General features: G+C 41.5%; 15 protein-coding genes. 9 read left to right on the top strand and 6 right to left on the bottom strand.

All coding sequences use genetic code 11. The features are described from left to right. Positions 1-149: 149 nt before the first annotated feature. The gene (locus ACKTT2_RS33375) at positions 150-6119 is read right to left on the bottom strand and encodes a non-ribosomal peptide synthetase (protein WP_407894871.1); all 5970 of its coding nucleotides are present in this window, start codon (positions 6117-6119) and stop codon (positions 150-152) included. Positions 6120-6221: 102 nt separating this feature from the next. Beyond that, complete coding sequence (locus ACKTT2_RS33370; RefSeq protein ID WP_407894870.1) at positions 6222-6911, bottom strand: DUF6875 domain-containing protein; 690 nt, start codon at positions 6909-6911, stop codon at positions 6222-6224. Between the two features lie 1342 nt (positions 6912-8253). Here ACKTT2_RS33370 and ACKTT2_RS33365 point away from each other — a divergent pair. Continuing rightward, positions 8254-8517: a DUF3146 family protein gene (locus ACKTT2_RS33365; RefSeq protein WP_407894868.1), complete on the top strand. Its 264-nt coding sequence runs from the start codon at positions 8254-8256 to the stop codon at positions 8515-8517. 50 nt (positions 8518-8567) lie between these two features. Here ACKTT2_RS33365 and ACKTT2_RS33360 read toward each other — a convergent pair whose 3' ends face one another. From ACKTT2_RS33360 to ntcA, 3 genes are all read right to left on the bottom strand, one after another. Next, positions 8568-9008 carry a pre-16S rRNA-processing nuclease YqgF gene (locus ACKTT2_RS33360; protein WP_407894866.1) on the bottom strand — a complete coding sequence of 147 codons (441 nt, stop codon included), beginning with the start codon at positions 9006-9008 and terminating at the stop codon, positions 8568-8570. An 8-nt stretch (positions 9009-9016) separates the two neighbouring features. Beyond that, positions 9017-10528: a DUF3084 family protein gene (locus ACKTT2_RS33355; protein WP_407894863.1), complete on the bottom strand. Its 1512-nt coding sequence runs from the start codon at positions 10526-10528 to the stop codon at positions 9017-9019. A 193-nt stretch (positions 10529-10721) separates the two neighbouring features. Further along, positions 10722-11390: a global nitrogen regulator NtcA gene (gene ntcA, locus ACKTT2_RS33350; RefSeq protein ID WP_033336565.1), complete on the bottom strand. Its 669-nt coding sequence runs from the start codon at positions 11388-11390 to the stop codon at positions 10722-10724. Between the two features lie 379 nt (positions 11391-11769). Here ntcA and fabI point away from each other — a divergent pair, with 379 nt between their 5' ends. The 8 genes from fabI (at position 11770) to ACKTT2_RS33310 (ending at position 21216) form a co-directional block, all read left to right on the top strand. Further along, the gene (fabI, locus tag ACKTT2_RS33345) at positions 11770-12546 is read left to right on the top strand and encodes an enoyl-ACP reductase FabI (RefSeq protein ID WP_407894860.1); all 777 of its coding nucleotides are present in this window, start codon (positions 11770-11772) and stop codon (positions 12544-12546) included. A 172-nt stretch (positions 12547-12718) separates the two neighbouring features. Beyond that, positions 12719-12859 (top strand): hypothetical protein, encoded by a 141-nt coding sequence (locus ACKTT2_RS33340; RefSeq protein WP_407894858.1) that lies wholly within the window; start codon positions 12719-12721, stop codon positions 12857-12859. Between the two features lie 33 nt (positions 12860-12892). Then, entirely contained in the window at positions 12893-13867 is a 975-nt protein-coding gene (locus ACKTT2_RS33335) for an ABC transporter ATP-binding protein (protein WP_407894857.1), read from the top strand. A gap of 554 nt (positions 13868-14421) precedes the next feature. After that, positions 14422-15750: an RNA-guided endonuclease IscB gene (gene iscB / locus ACKTT2_RS33330; protein ID WP_407894854.1), complete on the top strand. Its 1329-nt coding sequence runs from the start codon at positions 14422-14424 to the stop codon at positions 15748-15750. 232 nt (positions 15751-15982) lie between these two features. Next, positions 15983-17449, top strand: a complete 1467-nt coding sequence (locus tag ACKTT2_RS33325; protein ID WP_407894852.1) for an SLBB domain-containing protein — start codon at positions 15983-15985, stop codon at positions 17447-17449. A gap of 75 nt (positions 17450-17524) precedes the next feature. After that, the gene (locus ACKTT2_RS33320; RefSeq protein ID WP_407894850.1) at positions 17525-18043 is read left to right on the top strand and encodes a hypothetical protein; all 519 of its coding nucleotides are present in this window, start codon (positions 17525-17527) and stop codon (positions 18041-18043) included. 388 nt (positions 18044-18431) lie between these two features. Beyond that, entirely contained in the window at positions 18432-20081 is a 1650-nt protein-coding gene (locus tag ACKTT2_RS33315; protein WP_407894848.1) for an alpha/beta hydrolase, read from the top strand. A 232-nt stretch (positions 20082-20313) separates the two neighbouring features. After that, positions 20314-21216, top strand: a complete 903-nt coding sequence (locus ACKTT2_RS33310) for an SPFH domain-containing protein (protein WP_407894846.1) — start codon at positions 20314-20316, stop codon at positions 21214-21216. Positions 21217-21269: 53 nt separating this feature from the next. On the opposite strand, the gene folP is transcribed toward ACKTT2_RS33310, so the two are convergent. Then, on the bottom strand, positions 21270-22103 hold the full coding sequence (gene folP, locus ACKTT2_RS33305) for a dihydropteroate synthase (RefSeq protein ID WP_407894844.1): 834 nt from the start codon (positions 22101-22103) through the stop codon (positions 21270-21272). Between the last annotated feature and the right edge of the window lie 18 nt (positions 22104-22121).

Genomic DNA, 22121 nt, shown 5'->3' with positions numbered 1-22121 from the left:
CAGGCTAGAAGTCTGGAGTTGTGCAAATGAAGCCCGCTTGTGCGGGCTAAAAAATACTAAAGAGAAATTTAACCGCAGATGAACGCAGACGGACGCGGATAAATTTGTACTCCAGTAAACTGGGAAACCCAATGCCCAATCCCTAATCCCTAATCCCCAATCCCTAACCTTAATTGTTCCGCTAGCACTTTAACATGAGGTTCCTCAAACAAAGTCAGATGAGAACCGGGAACAAGACGAACATTGATTTCTCCTGTCACTACACTACTCCAACCAAAGTGCGGATCGTATTGCACTCCCACGGCTTTTTCTTTATCTCGTTGTTTATCGGAAGTTCGCAAAAGAGTTACTTTACCTGAGTATTTCTTCAAATTATATTCTTTGATGGCTTGTACGTTGGCATCCATCAGGGCTACGTGCAAATCGTTGTCAGGTAAAGGTTCTGACATCTTTAAATGTTCTAAATACTTATTTGTGATGTTGTGTTGAGTCCATTCTGTCAAACTATTAAACTTGTGCCACAGGTAAGCAGGTCCCTGTTCTAACAAGTTACTGATATGCATCAACGTTCGTTTCAAGAATGGCAATCGACTGCTATACCCAGGAAGACAAGTATCAAGTATGGCAAGCATTCCAATCTCTTCACCTTGTAAGCAAAGTTGTTGTGCCATTTCGTAAGCAATAATACCACCTAAAGAATAACCACTCAGAAAATAAGGACCTTTCGGTTGAATGGACTGAATTTCTCTAATATAAAGCGCTGCCATGTCTTCTATTTTGGTCAAGAAAGGCAATTTTCCTTCTATTCCTTGTGGCTGTACCCCATAAAACGGTCGATCTAAACCAAGATGCTTTGCTAACGAGTAGTAACACAAAATTTCTCCACCAAGGGGATGAATGCAAAACAATGGTGATTTAGAACCTTTGGGTTGAATTGGAACTAAGCACGACCATTGGGTAAATTCTTCTTTAGACTGAGAAAGAGACTGATAAAGTATTCTGGCAATGTCTTCTATAGTACCCGCTTGAAAAAGAGTGGTAAGAGGAAGTTTTTGGTTAAATTTTTGCTCGATTTGGGCGAATAGCTTCACTGCTAGTAAAGAATGTCCTCCAAGCTCAAAAAAGTTATCTCTCACGCCAACAGGTTGACCTAAGACTCGTTCCCAAATCTCTACCAACTCACGTTCTAACTCGTTTCGAGGAGCAATGAAGGTTTTCTTTTCTACTTCGGGTACCCGAAGGGCAGCGCGATTGAGTTTACCGTTAGGAGTTAGGGGTAGTGTCTCTAACATCACAAAGGAAGCTGGAATCATGTATCTAGGAAGCTTTTCTGTGAGAAATTGTCTGAGTTCGTTGGCTGTAGAACTTTGTTTTTCCTTGGGAATAACGTATGCTACTAACTGCTTCTCACTAGGAATATCCTCTCTTAAAAGAACTACAACTTCTCGGACACAGGGAAGTTGAGTCAACACAACTTCAATTTCGCCTAACTCAATTCGGAACCCACGAAGCTTGACTCGATCGTCAATGCGATCGCAAAACTCAATGTTACCGTTAGGTAAGTAACGCCCCAAGTCTCCCGTTTTATAAAGTCGGTCAGTCGCAATCTTAGTAAATGGATTGACAATAAAACGTTCTTGAGTTAGATCGTCGTCACCAACATAACCAGAAGATAAGTAAGGAGTGCGAACATAAATCTCTCCTATCTCACCAACCCCAGCTAACTGTAGGCTTTGGGTCAGAACAAGTAATTGTACGCCCTCAATACCTCGACCCAAAGGTATTAGGCTATTAACACCAAAATCTTCAGGTACAACAAAATAACCCATAGCTTGGGGTGTTTCAGTAGCACCATAAAAATTGACACAAGTTACGTTAGGAGCAAAACGACGGATATTGGTAACATCTTGTGACTTTAGCACATCACCAGCAAAAAACAGGTAACGTAAATCCGCCATCTCACTCTCAATATTCGCCGTCAGTAATTGTGCCATAGCTGGTGTCAAATGAGCAACATTAATCCCCATCACGCGCATCCAATCAGCTAACCGATCTAATGTCTCAATTTCCTCTTGCTGAGGAATGCATAAAGTCGCCCCCAATGACAAGGGAGTAAAAATATCTCTTAACAAAGGGTCATGAGATAAACCAGAAAGCAGACTAAACTTATCCGATTCGCACAAACCAAAAGACTGTTGATGCCATTCCACAAAATGAGATAAAGGTCTATGACTCCCCTTAATACCTTTAGGTTTACCTGTAGAACCAGAAGTAAAAGCAACATAAGCCAAATCATCAAGTTCCACCCTCACTTCCGGGCAACTCTTAGGATAACTTTGCAACGCCACTAAAATAGAATCATAAGAAACATCCAAACAGCAGAAACCCTCATCCGCGTCCATCTGCGTGCATCTGCGGTTCCATTCCATCAAAAATTCAGAATCCAAACCAACTGTCAACAAAACACGCGACCGAACCAACTCCAAACAATCAATGGATCGAGAAGTAGGATAAGCCGGATCGAGAACAACAAAAGCCCCACCAGCTTTCAAAACACCCAAAATTGCCACAACAAGCAAAGCACTTCTTTCCCCGTAAATAGCAACCACATCTTGAGGTTTCACATCATTAGCTATCAGATAATGCGCCAATTGATTGCTCAATTCTTCAAGTTCGGCATAAGTCCAAGCAACTTGCCCATCCACAACAGCCAAATTTTGTGGCACTCTTTGAGCTTGTTGAGAAAATTTTGTATGAACGGCTGCTGCTGATTTTACAGAAAGTTCTTGCTGAGGATTTGGTAAAAGTAATGCAGCATTGGGAGTAACCAGTGATAAAGAAGAAATATTCTGTTGTGGAGTTTCCGCAATCTGAACGAGCAAATGATGGAACTGGTGAAGCATTTCCTCCATTCGCTCGGCTACAAACAAGTCAGCATTATAAACTAATTCCAGTTTGATTCCTTGGTGCTGTTCCGTCACATACAAGGTTAAGTCAAACTTAGAAGAAGCTTCCGGTAATGAGACGGGTTCTACAGCCAAACCGGGCAATTCCAGTTTAATATCCTTGAGATTCAGCATATTAAACCAGACTTGAAACAGTGGATTGCGGCTAGTGTCTCTTTCTGGCTGTAGTTCTTGCACTAATTTCTCAAAAGGCATATCTTGATGGGTATATGCTCCCAACGCCATTTGACGAACGCGATTCAGTAAAGTAGAAAAACTAGGATTCTCAGAACAATTAATCCGTAAAACTACAGTGTTGATAAAAAATCCAATCAAATCTTCAAGTTCAGCTCGATTGCGACCTGCAATCGGAGAACCGATAAAAATGTCTTCTTGTCCGGTATAACGATGCAAAAGTGTCCCAAATGCTGCAAGCAAAGTCATAAACAGGGTTACGCCTTCCTGCTGCGATCGCACTGTCAAAGATGTTGCCAAACTCTGAGGTAGTATCAAAGATTGCATTGCCCCACGGTAAGTTTGCACCGAGGGACGGGGTTTATCGGTAGGTAATTCCAGTACGGTATTTGCATCTAGTAGCTGAGTTTTCCAATAGTCCAGGTGTTGGTTGAGAACTCGAGCCGATAGCTGTTGACGCTGCCAAATGGCAAAGTCCGCATATTGAATGGGTAGTTTTGGCAACGGGTTTGGTAATTTATTCGCGAAAGCCTCATACACTGTTGCCAACTGCTGCCATAAGATACCCATTGACCAACCATCAGAAGCAATGTGATGCATGACCAGCAAAAGCACGTATTCTTGGTTATCTACGCGACATAAAACTGCCCGTAGCATCAAATCAGACGATAAGTTAAAAGAACGCCGTGCTTCCCGATTGAGGAAATCTAACACCTGAGAGTCGGTTTCGCTTTTTTGTTGCTGTGTGAAGTCAACAACCTTCAGTTCCACAGAACGAGGTTCCTGAAAAATTTGTATGGGGCTACCATCAACAGAAACAACAAAATTTGTTCGGAGTGCTTCATGATGAGCAACAATTGCATCTAAAGACTGCTGCAATACGCCTATATCTAGGGATTGGGGACTGGGGACTAGCGACTGGGGATAAGTGGCAATGGGGATTTCCTGAAAAACGTCTACATCTGATGTTTCTCGTAAGCGAAAAGCTTGAGAGATGATGTATGTTGGGTTATTTGGTTCCAACTGTTCCAAAAACCAAACTCTCTGCTGAGCAAAAGATAGGGGGGCGGATTGTCGATTGGCTAATTGGGGAATTGTGCGATCTTCCAACAAATCGGTTTTTTGGTTTTGAATGACTGAAACCTCGCGTGCCAAATCCGCGATAGTTGGTGTCTCAAACAGCAACTGCACTTTAATTTCTACACTTAGAGCTTGACGCATCCGAGATATCACTTGCGTTGCTAGCAGTGAATGTCCCCCTAGTTCAAAAAAATTGTCGTGAATACCTATAACTTCCAAACCCAACACTTCTGCCCAAATGGCTGCCAAAACCCGCTCGATTGGATTGCGGGGTTCAACAAAGTTATGTCTGTCACTTCCTTTATCGGGTGCGGGTAAAGCATGGCGGTCTACCTTGCCATTAGGGTTTAATGGGATGGCATCTAAAAACACAAAGCTAGCAGGGATCGTATAGTGAGGCAACTTATCCTGCAAAAAAAGGCGCAACTCACTTGGAGTAGAGCGTTGTGTGGAGTTTTGTTCTGGATCTACCACAACATAAGCCACTAATTGTTTATAACCCAGAACGTCTTCTCGCGCTATGACTACAGTTTGTTGCACGGCGGGATGCGTCCCAAGTTTGGCTTCAATTTCTCCTAATTCAATGCGGAAGCCCCGAATCTTAACCTGATGGTCAATACGACCCAAAAACTCAAGATTTCCATCAGGTAAATAACGCACCAAATCTCCAGTTTTATATAACTTTGACTTATTAAAGGGGTTGGGAATAAACTTTTCCTCTGTGAGTTCGGGACTATTGAAATAACCCCGCGCCAATCCTACACCACCAATATACAATTCACCCGATTCGCCAACAGGTACGGGTTGTAAGTTTTCATCTAATACGTAGATTTCCGCGTTACTAATTGGGCGACCGATAGGAGCAAATATACCATGAGTTCCACGCTGACAAGTCCAGAAAGTCGTATCAATAGAAGCTTCCGTGGGACCGTAGCAGTTATGTAGAACATTCTCCAAGTTCAGACGAGCAAAAAACTGTTCTACCAATTCAATAGGTAAGGCTTCTCCGCCACAAGTTATGTGTCGAAGGCTTTTACATTTCTCAATTCCCTCTTCTTCTAGCAACACGCGGAGTAGGGAAGGAACTAGGGCGAGAACAGTAATTTGTTGCTCAAAGATAGTTTTAACTAAATACGCCGTGTCTCGATGTTCGCCTGGTGATGGTAATACTAACTGACCTCCAAACAACAAACACCAAAATATCTGCCACACAGAAGGATCGAAGCTTAAAGAAATTGTTTGTAAGACTTTATCGACTTGGCTTAATCCAAATGTGGTTTGTCTCCAAAAAAGTTGGTTGTGTATTCCACGGTGAGGAATCATCACTCCTTTGGGTTTTCCCGTGGAACCAGAGGTGTAAATGACATAAATCAGATTATCGACTGTTGTTTCGCAAATAGGATTATCTTGGCTGTTCTGGGCTATTTGTTCCCAATCGCTATCCAAACAAACAATTTTTGCTTGACAACTAGGTAAGTTGTTAACCAGGGGCGTTTGGGTTAACAGCACTGGTGTCTGAGTGTCCTCCATTATGAAGGCTAAACGTTCTTTGGGATAGGCGGGATCGATTGGTACGTATGCCCCTCCGGCTTTAAGGATTCCCAATAGCCCTACTACCATTTCTAAAGAACGCTCTACACAAATCCCAACTAAAACTTCTTTTTCTACACCTAATGCGCGTAGGTGATAGGCTAATTGGTTGGCTTGTTGATTTAACTGACGGTAAGTAAGTTGTTGGTTTTCAAATGTAACAGCAATTGCGTCAGGCGATCGCTCTACTTGCTTCTCAAACAGTTGATGAATGCATAATTCTAAAGAGTTCTCTAGCTGAGTATTTTGAGGTTTTTCTATTATTAAGCAATTGTTATAAATTGACGTACTTTGTTTGGTATTGCTCATGAATATACAGTATAAGAATTACACGATTTTTCAGAAAAACAAATTACTACCGAATTAGGGCATTTTCAAAATCTCTTGTTTTCTCTTGAAAAACGAAGAAATTTATGAGCGCTCGCAACATAATTCCAAGAAATTCCCATTTTGAAGCTGCTCTTTTGCTAATTCCAAAGCGTGACGAGCATTAATGATATTTTTACTCTCTTGATTTCCCTTATCAAAATGCCGTAAATAAGCTTGGAGATACTTGATACGAAGTTCTAACTTCTCGGCATTTATCAGAAAAGGTAAATCTGACTCAACCATAAAACGAATAGCTAAAATGGGTATAGGGCTTTGAAGAGGATAAAAATTGGAGTTGTGCAATCCGGAGCTATAATTTCGCCTATGAAATTCTCCTAACATCAAACCCGAATCCACAAAAAATTCCTTAAGTTTTTGTTGCACGCTATCAATGAGTCGAGAAGTATCTTCTAGATTAATATCAGGAAAAATTAAGAGAATAGTTTGAGTAAATTCATTTTCTTGGTTTCTTGGCTCTTTTTGCAAAAAAATATCTTTATAGCTTAAAACTAGGTCTTCAATTTCCTGTATTTGCAAATTTTGAGCGCGAATAACTCCTAGTTGAATACTGTTTGTCTTAAATGCATGAGGCACATAAGGGCATACAGGACCCGATCTACCCAAACTAGGGTGAGGTTTCATCAAAAAATTTTTAATCCACTGTTGGATTTCAATTAAATATGGTAAGTCTTCCTGAAAGCGATCTATTTCACTAGGCGTGTAGAGTGGCATTGTAGTTACATCCCTTAATTTGGTCAACGTATGTGTTTATTTGAAGCAAAATTTACGTCATGCAGCATATCGGAAATCATGCATGGCATACGAAAACAACAACGCTTTCCTTATTTCATAGCCATACAATGTGTTAGAAAAAATACAATTGGAGTATTTCTTCGGAAAAAGTATTTTATGTCATTCCAAAGTGGTCTAAGTTGATTAGCACTTAAACCTAATTGTTTATTGTCAGCCATGAAGTTTTAGTTTGAGACATAGCGATCGCTATGTCTCAAACTAAAATAACTTTAACTGCACTCAATCTGAACTTTTACTAAGTTACACGATTATTATTATTCATAATTTGTTAAATTGCTCTTCACATATTACCGTTAAGTTTAAAGTTTTTGTATAGAAAACCGTTTTTTGCTTTCAGTAACTAGAATTTAAATTAAATATTGAAAGCAAAAAAATAGCAATCTTTTTATTAAGAAAGCTACTAATTATTTTCATTCAACTATTTTTGGATTAAAACTGATTTAATTATAAAAACAATTTATTTAATAACTATATAGTGATTATTACTTGTTACGTAATACTGTTAGTATGTATTACCTTCCCTACTCAATTCTGTTCAGAAATTCAATAGGATTTATAGAAAAAATTTGCTATTTAAGAGTTAGTTTCCATTAAAGAAATAACACAGACATATGAAAATGGTATGTAGAGGTGATGGCAATTAGTTGACAAAGAGATAATGCGGAAAAAATGATAAATTATTCCCAAAAAATTTTCATTTTTTACATGGATGAAATGTGCTAAGAGTGTAGCCCTTTGTCCAAATAGACTTTGGATGAAGGAGATTGTAGTTACTCCCGAACCGCCATTCAATTACTTAAACAAGTAGGTAGGGAAGACAGCCCACCATTCGCGCTTTGTGTGGCATAGCCCTACCTACAAAAATCGGTAATTTTAGAGCGTCCAAGGAGTAAATCAACTACAAAGCATTCTGACAGGTCAAAGTTGTGAATGTCATCAAATTTTGATTGACTTGCTTCGTGCTAGCTATAGCAATCCTATTTGATTTGCAAACACGTAGGTAGGGCTATGCCGTACAAAAACCTTGTGTGGTGGGCTGTCTTCCCTACCTACATGACAGAAAATTGTTTATAGATGATTTAGGATTACTACATATTACCTATAGGCGTAGAGTGGGCAATGCCCACCAACACTAAGTGGTTAATATTTAGAATAGAAAGGGAGTCGTTCAATTACTACCATTGAGATATTTGGAAGTATGCTGAGTTAATGTAAAGCTATAAGAAGTTAGCTTTACTCGAAAACTTGACAATTAAGCATCGTGAGTGTTAAGCGTTTACCAGAAACCACTGCCCATGTGAGGATTCTCCGTCAATCCTGGCAACAAGGCTATCTTGAAGGTGAAGTTAGAGCAGGCGATTTTGAGTGGCAGTTCCAATGGCATTTCCGTCGCGGGGAACTTGCTGTCAAGCCCTCTCAAGGACGTGCCTTAATTAAAGAACCGTTGGGTCGTTTTTTAGAGCAACGAGACTACCAACTCGAACCGGGCGGAGACTATGCGTTTACAATTCGAGCAGAACTGTAAAAAATTATGAATGATGAATGATGAATTATGAATAGTATTTTCATAATTCATCATTCATCATTCGTTAGCCGATTTAAGTATCTTTCGATAAGCAGGATGGCAACAATGTCATCTATCGGTCTTGGAGGCTGTCTCATACCTTGTGGAAGGAATTTAGTCAAGCCTTTAGGAGGGTACATCTGCCAGTAGCGATCGCGTGCTTCTAAGGTAGTGTATCTCTCATCTATAAGAATAACGTTCAATGAATCTGTTAATTCTCGCTCGAGTTGCTGTTTCCAAAGCTTAGCTGTTGTTTGGTCTCCCATGACCAACAAAGAAATGGGGTATTTTTGCCTTAGCGATAAAATAGCAGCGATCGCACCATCGGAAGGGACAACTTCATGATAATAAAGTTGCCGATCTATGCCCATAACAGCTAAACCACACTTATCGCGACCCGGGTCGAAGCCCAAAATCACTGGTTGTGTTGGTGGAGAGTCAGGAATAGTCATTAGTCGCTTTAGGTACTAAAAACAACTTGTCCGTTCTGAATTGCTATAAGTTTGACTTTGAGCGGTCCTGCCGTGAAAGTGTCTTCGGCGGCAACAGCTTTAATATCTAATGGCAAATTATACTGCCTTAGTTGGCTAATAAAGCGGTACAAAGTACTATCTATTTGAATGCTATCCAATATTCCAGCATTACGGGCGCGAAATTGCGAAGCAGAAATAAGTAATTCTAATCGCTGTCGTAATTGGTAGGCTGTCATTTTTTGGGGATCGGCTGTTGTAGCAGCTAACACCTCACCTCCTGTAAAGACTTTTTGATTGAGGGTTGCATCGGCAAAAAACTGAATATTATTTTCTCCTCTAACATAGTTACCCGCACTAAACACTCGTACTACATACTCTCGACCATCTTTAATTTGCTGGCTGAGGTTATCAATTTGTTCTTTAGTAACAAATAATATTTGTGAATTTTCTGTGTTCGTACCAGGTTCAGTAAGTCTGAGGTTAGCCGTTCGATTGGCTTCTTGTAAAAGCTGAACGATCGCCTGACGTGCGGCGGGTGGTTGTTCGATGCGAACCACCCCAGAGGCGAGAACCTGACCCCGAACTAAAGCAAGTTTTCCCAAACGCAGTTCGCGGTAAGACTGGTAGAACTTTTCCAGCCTTGCGACTTCCTGTTCTAGTTCGTTCTGTTGTGTTTCGAGATCTTTGAGGCGAGATTCCCTTTGAGCAATGACTTTTTCTCGTTCTGCAATCGCTTGGTTGCGTTCTTGAATCAGGCGATCTAAGTCATTGATTTTTTTGTCTCGCTGTTCGATGACCTCTTGTCGGTTAGCCAATTCGCGATCGCGCTTGTCAATTGCTTCTTGAGCTTGGGCGATGGCTCTTTTTGCCTCAGCAAACAATTTTTGCCGCCCTATCTTCAGTTTTTCTACTTCTGCCAGGAGCTTTTTTTTCTCAACATCAACGTTTTTCAGTTCTGCTACAGTTTGTTTGTAGCGTGTAACAACTCGATCGAGTTGGGTTTCGGTATTTTGAAGTTGAGCTTGAATTTGAGCTTGTTGGCTCAGAGTGCGGCTGAGTTGTTCTGTCGTGCTATTCAGTTGATTTTGCGTGGCTTGTTGTTTTGTATTTGCCTCCTTTAAGGACTCATTGGTTTTTTGCAAGCGTTCTTCTTTCTCTTGTTGTTCTTTTCTAGCTTGCTCGAGTTCTTTCCGGGTAATATCCAGTTGTTGAGTTGTGGATTCAAGACTTTCGCGCTTGCGTCGAAGGTCTTTTTGTATGTCCTCTAACTCAAACACTCCTTTGCGTAACCCTTCGTCAGCAGCAAATAAAATTGCCAGAGTTGATGCCGAGACTAAAGTTCCTGTCAAAATAGTGACTAGTACTGCCGTGTTTTTGGGACGTAGGTTGAACAGTGAGAGCCGCGCTTTGCCAACTCGGGTGCCAATCCGGTCTCCCACTGTGGCGATCGCGCCTCCCAAGATTAATATTGCCAATATCAGGATGTACCCGGTGGTCATCTTTTAGCTACCGACGAAATCCTTCCAGATACAGCCTACTACTTCAAGCCATCATCTGTGGAGAAATTAGAGGAAAGTGCTGAGTTCTGAAGCATTTGTTTTGTTATCTTCCTCATTCTACACTGTCGAAAGGCAGAGGGCAGAAGAGAAAAGGAGGCGTGCCTTCTGCCTTCTAACTTCTGCCTTCTGCCTTTTAGGTAAATTGCCGACTTAAAGTAACGGGCTTGTGGACAGTAATCTTTTTCTTATGAATGGAAATCATCTTTTTCTCGCGCAAGTCACCTAGTAGCCTAGTAACGGTAACGCGAGTCGAACCAATTGCTTCCGCTATTGCCTGATGGGATAGCTTCAAGTCAATTGTGATTCCATCAGCACAAGGAACGCCAAAATCACGACAGAGAATTAATAAAAAACTCACCAATCGCGAACCCATATCTCGGTGAGCTAGCGTTTCAATCATCATCTCTGTTTGTAAAATTCGCGAAGACAGTCCGCGCAGCATTAACATCGACAATTCTGGGTTTTCCTTGAGTGCTTGCTCCACCTGTTCGATTGGAGCTGATAGTAATTCAACAGGTGTAAAAGCCACTGCATGGTAAAACCTATCTGATTTGTTTCCCGTTAGCAAGGACAAAACGCCAAAAACACTATTTTCCCGAAGTAGCGCTACGGTTATTTCTTCTCCTGCCTCGTACACCCTGGAGAGTTTAACGGCACCTTTCAATAAGAAATAAACTCGTTCGGCAGGATCGCCGGGGAAAAAGATGGTTTTATTGCGTTCAAACGTCTCTACAACAGGAGGAAACGCTCCTGTTGCCATCTGACGAAAAACATTTGCTAGGGCCTTATCTTGTGTCATCATCTCCCTTCCCCTACCCAATGCCGGAAAAAATAAAACTAATTCCCTAAGAATACACCTGAAAAATCAAGAACACATTGTCAACCTTTCTGTTCTTTCCTATACTTATCCTCTGGTGCTCATAGTTAATTGTTCATCATGATACATAATTTTTCCTGTTTAGATCTAGTACTTTTTAATAGTTGATTACAAAAGTTTTTACAAAACAGTTTTTTAGCAAAAAACCGAAGATATATTGAGATTCCCCGAAGCTTCCAGTAACAATTTTCTGGTAGCTAACAGGTACCCGGAGCATGATATTTACTAATACTGCTCAAAACTCCAGACAACTAGCGTCAGATTCTAGTATGCTCAAGCAAGAAAGTTCTCATTAAGAATTAATATGCTTGACCTGACAGGAAAAAAAGCTATTGTAACAGGAATTGCAAACAACCGCTCCATCGCTTGGGGGATCGCCCAACAACTGCATAAAGCAGGAGCCGATCTGGGAATCACTTACTTACCAGATGAAAAAGGCAAAATGGAAAAGAAAGTTGCAGAACTGGTAGAATCCCTCAACCCCAGCTTGTTTCTTCCTTGTGATGTCCAAAACGACGAGCAGGTTAAGTCAACCTTTGAAGAAATCCAGCAAAAATGGGGTAAGCTAGATATCCTCATTCATTGCCTCGCCTTTGCCAGTAAAGATGACTTGAGCGGAGACTTCAGCAAAACCTCTCGTTCTGGCTTTAAGTTGGCGATGGAGGTAAGTACTTACTCTCTAGTACAGCTAGCAGGGATCGCTAAACCATTGATGACTGAGGGAGGAAGTATTGTTACTCTCTCTTACCTGGGCGGTGTACGAGCAATTCCCAACTATAATGTCATGGGAGTTGCCAAAGCAGGATTAGAAGCTTGCGTGCGCTACCTTGCGGCTGAAATGGGTTCTGCCAATATTCGGGTAAACGCCATATCCGCAGGTCCCATTCGTACTCTCGCCTCTAGTGCGGTAGGAGGCATTTTGGACATGATTCACCATGTTGAGCAAGTCGCGCCATTAAAACGCACTGTCACGCAACTGGAAGTAGGCAATGCAGCCGCTTTTTTGTGTAGCGACTTGTCTAGCGGAATTACCGGACAAGTCCTGTACGTCGATGCAGGATACGAAATCATGGGTATGTAAAAAACAGTGAACAGTGAACAGTGACCACCTGACCAGTGATTAGTCAATAGGATGGTTACCTTGATTGGTATAAAGCTACTTAATTGTGTATTTACCATTAGAGATTGGTTATTGGCAAATGGCTCTGACCCCTAACTGGATAATTGACGATTGGTGATTGGCGATTGAGGAAATGATTAACGCTCAATACCTCTCCGTTATTCACTGGTCAGGTGGTCACTGGTCAGGTGGTCACTGGTCAGGTGGTTACTGGTCAGGTGGTCACTGGTCATTGGTCAATGTTATTATTGAGAGTCAACTGGGTAACCTATAGATTAAACCGTATTGTTGTTACCCGAAGCACAAAATGAAGTCTGTTGCAGACGCCCCAAACTCTGAACTGAATACCCGAGACAGTCCGCCAGTTGTTCTAACCTCTGAGTTGCGAAAGGTTTATCGTACTGGCTTTTTTATGAATCAGAAAGTTGTCTCTCTCAAAAACTGTTCTTTAAAAGTTTACAAGGGAGAAACTTTTGGGCTATTAGGACCAAATGGTGCTGGGAAAACAACACTGTTAAAATTGTTACTGGGAATTATCCGTCCAACATCAGGGCGGGGTCTGCTTTTGGGTAAGCCGATTGGAGACCGTGGTGTTAAAGAACGTATAGGTTATTTACCAGAGAATCCTTATTTATATGACTATCTCACGGGTTGGGAATTTTTACAGTTAGTTGCTGGACTATTTCAAATTCCTAAAAAAGTTCAACGCCAACGCATTCCTCAGTTGCTTGAATTGGTGGGGTTACCTCAATCTGATGCTCGTAAAAAACTCTTGCGGCGTTATTCCAAAGGAATGTTACAACGTGTCGGGATGGCGCAAGCACTGATTAACGATCCAGAACTGGTATTCTTGGATGAACCAATGTCCGGGCTTGACCCTGTAGGACGCTATCAAATGAGAGAGATTATCTTGTCACTGAAAGCAGCAGGGAAAACAATCTTTTTCAACAGTCATGTTTTGAGTGAAGTGGAACAAATTTGCGATCGCGTTGCCATTCTTGCCCAAGGCGAACTCGTTTGTACTGGATCTCTCAATGAACTTTTAGGAACAACTGACGTATACTCTGTCAAAGGACACGGTGGAGATTGGGAAATTATCGAAAAATGGGTCGCAAATTTGGAATACCAACCGGATGGCTCTTGGCAAGGAGAACTCAAAGGAGATTATTATGATTTTCTAGCGAGTTTTCGTTTGATGGGAGGGCAATTAATAGCTATGAATTTGTCACGCCCATCTTTAGAAAAGTTTTTTGTGCAACAAATTCAAAACCTAAAAAATTAGTACAAGGGCGCGGAAATAAAGCGATCGTTAGTAACATAAAAAAAGCTTACAATAAGAGATGTTGTGCCTTCTGCCCTCTGCCTCCTTACTTCTACCTTCATGTACTAGCGCTCGGATAACGAAATTTACAGAAGCGAGAGTTGAGCTTTAAATAAAATTTAAATAAAATTTAAATTTATTAAATAATTCCCTTCCGGAAGGATAATTTAATTGAAGAATGTGTGAACATCAGGGAACCAGAATACGTGAAAATAGTCAATCAGGGTGACGACTCCACACACCTCCACTTCGTGGTAGGTGTGGGCTTCTAAGAAATTAGAGGTTCGTCATTAGCCTCAGTAATCCGCTATGCAAGGTTTACTACGTTTATCCAGAATGTATAGGCACTTCGGAATGCAGGGAGTAGCGTCCCGTTTCCTAGTTCCGAATTCTGCGCTCAGTGGTTAAACATTCCTACAGGAAGAGGGGAAGTGCTGGTGAGAAGAAACCTGGAAAAACATTGGCCAAGGAAACCACGTCTATTGACGATTACCTATTTATTAGGAATATCAGTTATGAAAGTTTACGTTGTCAACAAACATGGGCATCCATTAATGCCGACCTCACCCCGAAAAGCTAGATTGCTTTTAAAAGAGGGCAAGGCAAAAATTCACAGTCGCAATCCTTTCACCATTCAATTAATTTATGGTTCTAGCGGTTACACTCAACCTGGGAAATTAGGGATTGATGCTGGATATTCCAATATTGGTTACAGTGTTGTCAACGAGAAAGAAGAGTTGATTGGTGGCGAAGTTCAGATGTTGCAAGGAATGTCAGAACGATTGACAGAACGCTTCGTATACCGTCGTCAACGTCGTCAGAGAAAACGTTATCGCGCTTCCAGGTTTGATAATCGTAAGCGTCAGGATAATTGGTTAGCTCCAAGTATTCAGCAAAAACTTGATACTCATCACAAAATCATTGACAGGATAAAAAGTATTGTTCCAGTCAAAGAAGTTGTCATAGAAGTTGCTAGCTTTGACATTCAAAAAATCAAAAACAGTGAAATTAATGGTATTGAGTACCAACAAGGTGAACAATATCGATTTGACAATCTTCGTGAATACATTCTTTACAGAGATGAGCATAGATGCCAAAATCCAGAGTGCAAAAACAAATCTATCCCGCCCATATTGCAAGTTCATCACATTGGTTTCAGGAAAGAAGACAGAGCAGATAGACCAGCAAACCTTATTACTCTTTGTGATAAATGTCATACCCCAAAGAATCATAAAAAGAATGGTTTCTTGTTTGGCTGGGAACCAAAACTTAAGTCTTTTAAAGGTGAAACTTTCATGTCTATAGTGCGATGGCGCTTAACTAACGAAGGGAAGTATGGCTCAACTTATGGTTATATTACCAAAGGTGTCAGGAGAGATTTCAATCTAAAAAAATCACATCACAATGATGCGTTTGTCATTGCTAGTGGGACAATTCACAAAAGAATAGAGTCATTAAATTTAGAACAGATTAGACGCAATAAACGTTCAATGGAACAGTTCTATGATGCAAAATACATCGACAGCAGAGATGGTTCAGTCAAGTCAGGTACAGAACTATCCTCTGGTCGTAGAACCCGTAATAAAAGTAAGAATGGTGAAAATTTAAGACAGTATAGAGGTCAGAAAATATCTGTTGGGCAAAGACGAATCAAGAAACAACGATATCGTTATCAACCGCGAGATTTTGTGGAATTTGAAGGAACAATATATGAGGTTGTCGGAATGCAAAACTTAGGTACTGGCGTTAAATTGAAAAACTATCTCGGAGTCAAAAATAAAGTCGTCAACGTACACAAAGTTAAACCTATCAAAAGGAGGTCTGGTTTGTGTGCCAAAACCTAAGACTGGTAACTCCTCACCTACCCCACTCCCTCACTAGCATAGCGGCAAGTATTGGTCGGGGATGGTTTCGTCGTTGCCCCAAAATTCATGAGGAGAGTCACGTGCTCTGGTTCTCAGAGTTGAGCGACCTGTCCGTCTCATCACTCCCCTTGCAGGTGAGTGAGAGGCATATGATTGGATTAAGTTAAAAATGTTTAAGCAGTATCTAATTGATAATAATCTCAGGTAAGCAATGCATAATACGAGTGTGGTGAAATGGCTCGCCCATCCATTTGTGGGTATAGTGTTATTAACATCTGTAAGTATCGCTGTTCCATCTGTTAGTTTAGCGCAAAGACAGCCTGCACCGAGAAGGACACAGGGAGCGACACAGGCAGTAGACACAAACTACACGCTAGGAGGCGGCGATCGCATTAGAGTGAGTGTATTTGAAGTTCCCGAATACTCAGGAGAGTACCAAGTTCCACCTGGTGGAGGAATTAACTTACCTTTGATTGGCACTGTCAGCGTTCTAGGACTGACAACAGAACAAGCAGCTGATTTAATTGCCCAGAGATACTCTCGCTATTTAAAACGTCCTATTATTTCAGTTAACCTACTATCACCTCGCCCCATTAACGTTTCCGTAACTGGAGAAGTTACCCGTCCTGGAGCCTACAGTCTCAGGCTAGAAGGAGGCGCGGGAGACAATCCTGGGGTACAGTACCCAACAGTACTCGCTGCACTAACCACTGCTCAGGGTGTAACCTTGAGTGCGGATGTCACTAGAGTAGAATTACGGCGAAAACTCGGACGCAGACCAGAGCAAGTCACTGTTCTCAATTTAGAAGAATTTATACGCACAGGTAGGTTACCTCAAGATGTTACCTTACGGGATGGCGATACCATTTACGTACCCACAGCAAGTACCCTAAACTTAGCAAATGCACGTAACTTATCTGCATCTAGTTTCGCTGCCGATCCCACAAGACCCCGCACAGTAGCCATCATTGGTGAAGTTTATCGTCCTGGGTCATATTTAGTCACTCAGGGTGCTGCAGAAGGTGGTGGTGGTACTACTACTCAGACCAGTGCGCCAAGTATTACAGGTCTACCAACTTTGACACGGGCAATTCAGCAGGCAGGAGGAATTACACCACAAGCTGATGTTCGTAATGTTATCATTCGCCGACCCACAAGAACTGGCTCGGAACAGTCCATCAATGTTAACTTGTGGCAACTGTTGCAGAGCGGCGATATCAATCAAGATGTTATTGTACAAGATGGAGACACAGTAGTTATTCCAACAGCAACAGAAATCAACCGGGCAGAAGCAACACAATTAGCGACAACAACTTTATCTCCCACACGCATACAAGTGGGTGTTGTCGGTGAAGTGAAAAGACCGGGACAAGTAGAGCTTCAGCCCAATAGTACCTTAAATCAGGCATTGCTGGCAGCTGGTGGATTTAATGATGCAAGAGCTAGCAGCAAAGCTGTTGACGTAGTTCGCTTGAATCCAGATGGTTCTGTAACCAAGCGTCAAGTCAAGGTAGATTTTAAAGCAGGGATTAATGAAGACACAAACCCCATACTTCGTAATAATGACGTTGTAGTGGTTTACCGTTCTGGTGTAGCTAAAACTGGTGATACCATTGGTACAGTCATCAATCCTTTCAGTGCTGTCTTAGGTGTTTTTAGAGCTTTATTTGGATTCTAAAAGTATTATCACCAGTTGTTTTACTCCCTTTAGCCCGCATCAGCGGGCTTTATTTGTTAAGCAAGAGGAAAAATTATGAGAATTAACTTATTCCCGATGGCTGGTAAAAGTATTACTTCTGGTGAATATAACTTAATAAAAATTATTCAAAAGTATCAAGAACAGTTTTATATTTTGCTGTGGTTGCAAAATCGTAGCGATTTAGGTTTTGATTCTGGAGTGGCTTCATTTGTTGCTCTTTTCAAAGAACCCGATTCCATCTGCTTTTTTACAGGCGCAGTCAGTGATATGGTAACAATGCCTACACTTCCTAAATCCACGGATGAGGGGAGTGGTGGTTATGATGCGATCGTAAAATTTATTAATTCTCTTGACTGGGTGAAAAAACGGACTCTTAGAATTGACCCGGAAGATGTTCTTGATGGCGCTACCATTCGCACTCAAGACTTATGGGAGGAATTATGTACTCAGTCTGAGGATTATCGCACAGTGACACAGCGCATGACTGCTTATGAAGAACTTATCTTAGAAATTTCTACTAATAAATCTGGAATGTTATTTTTAGAAGAAACTTTTTTAAGTGAAGAGGAGTGATATAAGAATCCTAAATGATTTATGAAAAATTTTAAGTACTGTATGTAGGGCTAAAGCCCGCCACCAGTATAAGACGGGCGAGGACGCCCCGCCGTCGCACGCCACTTGCTTCAACTCTGGGAACCAGAGCAACGCAGTGGCTCCTCAACGGGGGGCTTTGGGGTTCCCTCTGGGGTTGGGGGGTTTCCCCCAACGGGTTCGCTAGTTTCCAGGGCGCGGGAAACCCGCCTGCAGGACGCTTACTCACCGCACGGCGCTGCTCTGGGTCCCACAAGATGGATAATTTATTTGTTGGAAATCCCTAAGTTAAAAACTGGTAATCCAGACTGCTAGTTTCTACGTCATTCATAAATGTGCTAGTACTCATAACTAATGACTCGCGAGTTATATGCAATTTCTGGTTAGCAAACGTCAACCTAAAGTATCTTGGTTAAAAAGATTCCTGTGCAGCTTAACCCTAGCTTTTAGTTGGGGTGTAGGAATTCCCTCTACATTGGCTGCAGAAACAGTGACCATCCGCTTGGGTCCTTTTCAGCAGTCAGTGGCGATCGCAGACTTGGAAAAGTTTGCTAAAACTGGTAGATTGCCGGAAGGGCTAGAAGTTTTGTCACCCTTCTTAACATCAGAAATACGAGAGTTCTTGACCAAGCGTTTTACTGTAGATCCAGCTTTTGCCGATAAATTTGTTGATGAAATACGGCAAACACCAGTAGGTAGGCAAATTTTATCATCCTTGAATACGGCGCTTCCGGGCAGTACAGTTGATACCATACAAGTTGCCCTCAACCTCGCGCTTAAGCAAGTCAATGGTTTGAGTCCGCTTGGATTCCTACGTGCTTACCCACGAGAAAATGTAACAGTGGATGCAACTCAAGTTATTGGTTTAGCAGTAGAGCTTAACCCAAGTAACTTGCAAAGTCAAGCTCTAGGTGTTTTATTGGAACGAGAGTTATCTGCTAAAAGTTATACATCTTTTAAACCAGCCTTTGACCCATCCATAATCGGAAACGAAATCGTACAGGAACAGACTCTAAATTTTTCTGACCGACGGCGCAATCGTATATTACCTGTAGATATTTATTGGAGTAGGGGTAATGCTGAAAATCCTTTGGTTGTACTTTCCCACGGTTTTGGTTCTAATCGAAAATCCTTAAGATACTTAGCGAAACATCTTGCTTCACATGGTATAACAGTCGTTGCTATCGAGCATCCAGGTAGCAATGCCATGTCAGTGAATAAAGCAAACGATGCTGCTAATTTAGGAAAACTGCTACCACCCACAGAATTTATCGATCGCCCACTCGATGTCAGCTTCGTCCTTGATGAACTTGCAAAACTCAATACTCAATTGGGAGAACTTCAAGGAAAGTTTAACACAGAGAAAGTTTCTGTCATCGGTCATTCCTTGGGAGGTTACACGGCTTTAGCTTTAGTTACCCCAGAGATGAACTTAGAAGATTTGCGGAAATTCTGTAAAAACTCTCTCAATCTTGATAAATCTCCCGGTGATTGGTTGCAGTGTTCTGCTGCTTCATTGCGAGATAAAAAACTACGATTGCAAGATAAACGAGTGAGTCAAGCGATCGCACTAAATCCCGTCATTGGGGAACTCTTCAATAAAAAAGCTTTAGCCCAAATTACCCAACCCATCCTTATCTTAGCAGGAACCGAAGATGCTATTACCCCAGCACTTAAACATCAGATAGCACCTTTCGCTCGATTACAGAGCGAAAAATATTTGTTAACTGCCATTGGAGGAACTCATTTAAGCATTAGCGATCCTGCAAGTGAAGCCTACTCCATCGTGAAAGAACGACGAGGTGAAGAAGCCAGATCCTTGAGACGATTAACTCAAGGGACTACTTTAGCATTCGTCAAACAACTGACACCAGAAGCAAAAACTTACCGAGAATTTTTGACCCCAGGTTACGCACAGTTTCTTTCTACTCCTGAATTGCCATTGCGTCTTATTTCTGAATTGCCATCCAGTATTAAACCTTGGGTAGAAGGGAGTCTCGATCGCAGTTATATTAAGTAAAGTTACGGCTAAAAAAAATACTTGCAAGCGTAACCACTTAGTGATTTAATAGCGATGTCTTACAGCTAGGACTCAACTGCCCTAGCTTTTTGTATTTAGTTGATAAAAGCTTGCTTATTTCTACAATTTGTGATACCTACAATACTCATCCAGAGAGAATAACCTGAATTTGGGGCATCATAGTAGTGTGTCCTTATAATAAATTCTACCAAACACTTAGTTAGGAGCTTACATGGAACCAATTATTGCAATAGTCTTAGTGCTCGTAGGGTACGCATTAGGATCTGCAAAACTGATAAATCAGGGAAATGAAGCCTTAGTCGAACGCCTAGGGAAGCAGCACCGAAAACTCAATCCTGGTTTGAACTTTATTGTGCCTTTGCTCGATCAAATTGTGATGGAGGACACAACAAGAGAGCAGTTGTTAGATATTAAACCTCAAAATATCATAACTAAGGATAACGTTTATTTAGAAGTTGATGCTGTGATCTTTTGGAGGATCGTCAACATGAGCAGTAGTTACTATAAAGTAGACGACCTTCAAGGTGCTCTCACTCAGTTAGCGACAACAACTATTCGAGAAGTTATTGCTCAGAATGACTTGCAGGACGCTAATACTGATAGCAGTAATATGCGTGAAACTATTAAGAGAATGTTAAATGAGGTAACGAATGAGCAAATAGATCCACAGACGAAGAAAGTAGTCATAGATCCAGTGACGAACGAACCGAAGTTAGGTTGGGGAGTTGAGATTACAAGAGTAGATATTCAAAGGATTACACCTCCAGAAAGCGTCCAGAGGTCAATGGAAGAACAGAAAGCAGCTGAAATTAGGAAGGATGCTGCGGTTAAAGAAGCTGAAGGAGCACGGCAAGCAGCTATTAAGAAAGCTCAAGGAACGCGAGAATCTATGCAAATAATCTCTGCAGCTTTGCAGGCTAATCCCGAAAGTAAAGAAATCTTGCGTTATCTTGTCGCTCAAGATTACATCAATGCTAGCTACAAACTAGGGGAAAGCGAAAATGCTAAAGTCGTGTTTGTCGATCCAGGTAAAGGCAGTGAAATGATGGATTTGATTTCCGACAGTGTCTATGATGAAGGGAAAAAATCTGGCAATGGAAATGGCTCTACCTAGAGCGATAAGCGAAGCTTAACAGCTATACTGCCGTATCGCAATTCGAGGGGCAATTATCGAAAGATAGCATCAGCAACCAAAGACACATTGCGCATTTCTTTCACATCATGGACCCGTAGAATATCAGCGCCACTAAAGATTGCAGCACAACACGCCGCCGCCGTTCCCCAGACTCGTGCTTTCGGATCGCTTTGGTTGAGAATTCGACCAATGAAACTTTTACGGGAAGCCCCTACTAAGATAGGGCAGTTAAGTTGACGCAATTCTGGTAAGCGGCGCAAAATTTCTAAATTGTGCTCGTAGTTTTTAGCAAAGCCGATACCTGGATCGATAATAATGTTTTGGCGATCGATACCAGCATCTATTGCGGCAGCAATTTGCTGTGTCAAAAAATCTACAATCTCCCCCATCAAATCCTGATAATCAGTCATTTGTTGCATATTCTGTGGATTTCCCCGGATATGCATGAGTATAATAGAAACATTTAGACTACTTACGGTTGGCAACATCTCTGGGTCAAAAGTTCCACCAGAAATATCATTCACTATATCTGCCCCTTCTTCTACAGCAGCTTTTGCTACTTCAGACCTTGTGGTGTCTATAGAAATAGGAATTTGAGATTCTGTTCGCAATAAGCGCAAGACTGGCAAAACACGGTTAATTTCTTCATTCAAAGAAATTTGTTCGGCTCCAGGTCGAGTAGACTGACCTCCAATGTCGATAATATCTACACCACTTGCGACCATAGCCCGTGCTTGCGCTAAAGCAGCAGAGAGCGTGTAAAAATCGCCACCATCACTAAAGCTATCTGGTGTAACATTTAACACACCCATTAAGTAAGTGCGCTGTCCCCACTCAAAACAGTGTTCTCGGATAGTTAATACCATTTTGGATTAGAGAGTTTT

Source organism: Scytonema hankhaensis NUACC26 (assembly GCF_045865695.1).
Lineage (GTDB): Bacteria > Cyanobacteriota > Cyanobacteriia > Cyanobacteriales > Nostocaceae > Scytonema.
The sequence above is the reverse complement of the archived record's forward strand: the minus strand, read 5'-3'. Positions and strand labels throughout refer to the sequence as shown.

What these genes read in the sequence shown, in the direction of transcription:
- ACKTT2_RS33375 (WP_407894871.1), bottom strand. Translation starts at nt 6,119, where the DNA reads ATGAGCAATACCAAACAAAGTACGTCAATTTATAACAATTGCTTAATA.
- ACKTT2_RS33370 (WP_407894870.1), bottom strand. Translation starts at nt 6,911, where the DNA reads ATGCCACTCTACACGCCTAGTGAAATAGATCGCTTTCAGGAAGACTTA.
- ACKTT2_RS33360 (WP_407894866.1), bottom strand. Translation starts at nt 9,008, where the DNA reads ATGACTATTCCTGACTCTCCACCAACACAACCAGTGATTTTGGGCTTC.
- ACKTT2_RS33355 (WP_407894863.1), bottom strand. Translation starts at nt 10,528, where the DNA reads ATGACCACCGGGTACATCCTGATATTGGCAATATTAATCTTGGGAGGC.
- ntcA (WP_033336565.1), bottom strand. Translation starts at nt 11,390, where the DNA reads ATGATGACACAAGATAAGGCCCTAGCAAATGTTTTTCGTCAGATGGCA.
- fabI (WP_407894860.1), top strand. Translation starts at nt 11,770, where the DNA reads ATGCTTGACCTGACAGGAAAAAAAGCTATTGTAACAGGAATTGCAAAC.
- ACKTT2_RS33340 (WP_407894858.1), top strand. Translation starts at nt 12,719, where the DNA reads ATGATTAACGCTCAATACCTCTCCGTTATTCACTGGTCAGGTGGTCAC.
- ACKTT2_RS33335 (WP_407894857.1), top strand. Translation starts at nt 12,893, where the DNA reads ATGAAGTCTGTTGCAGACGCCCCAAACTCTGAACTGAATACCCGAGAC.
- iscB (WP_407894854.1), top strand. Translation starts at nt 14,422, where the DNA reads ATGAAAGTTTACGTTGTCAACAAACATGGGCATCCATTAATGCCGACC.
- ACKTT2_RS33325 (WP_407894852.1), top strand. Translation starts at nt 15,983, where the DNA reads ATGCATAATACGAGTGTGGTGAAATGGCTCGCCCATCCATTTGTGGGT.
- ACKTT2_RS33320 (WP_407894850.1), top strand. Translation starts at nt 17,525, where the DNA reads ATGAGAATTAACTTATTCCCGATGGCTGGTAAAAGTATTACTTCTGGT.
- ACKTT2_RS33315 (WP_407894848.1), top strand. Translation starts at nt 18,432, where the DNA reads ATGCAATTTCTGGTTAGCAAACGTCAACCTAAAGTATCTTGGTTAAAA.
- ACKTT2_RS33310 (WP_407894846.1), top strand. Translation starts at nt 20,314, where the DNA reads ATGGAACCAATTATTGCAATAGTCTTAGTGCTCGTAGGGTACGCATTA.
- folP (WP_407894844.1), bottom strand. Translation starts at nt 22,103, where the DNA reads ATGGTATTAACTATCCGAGAACACTGTTTTGAGTGGGGACAGCGCACT.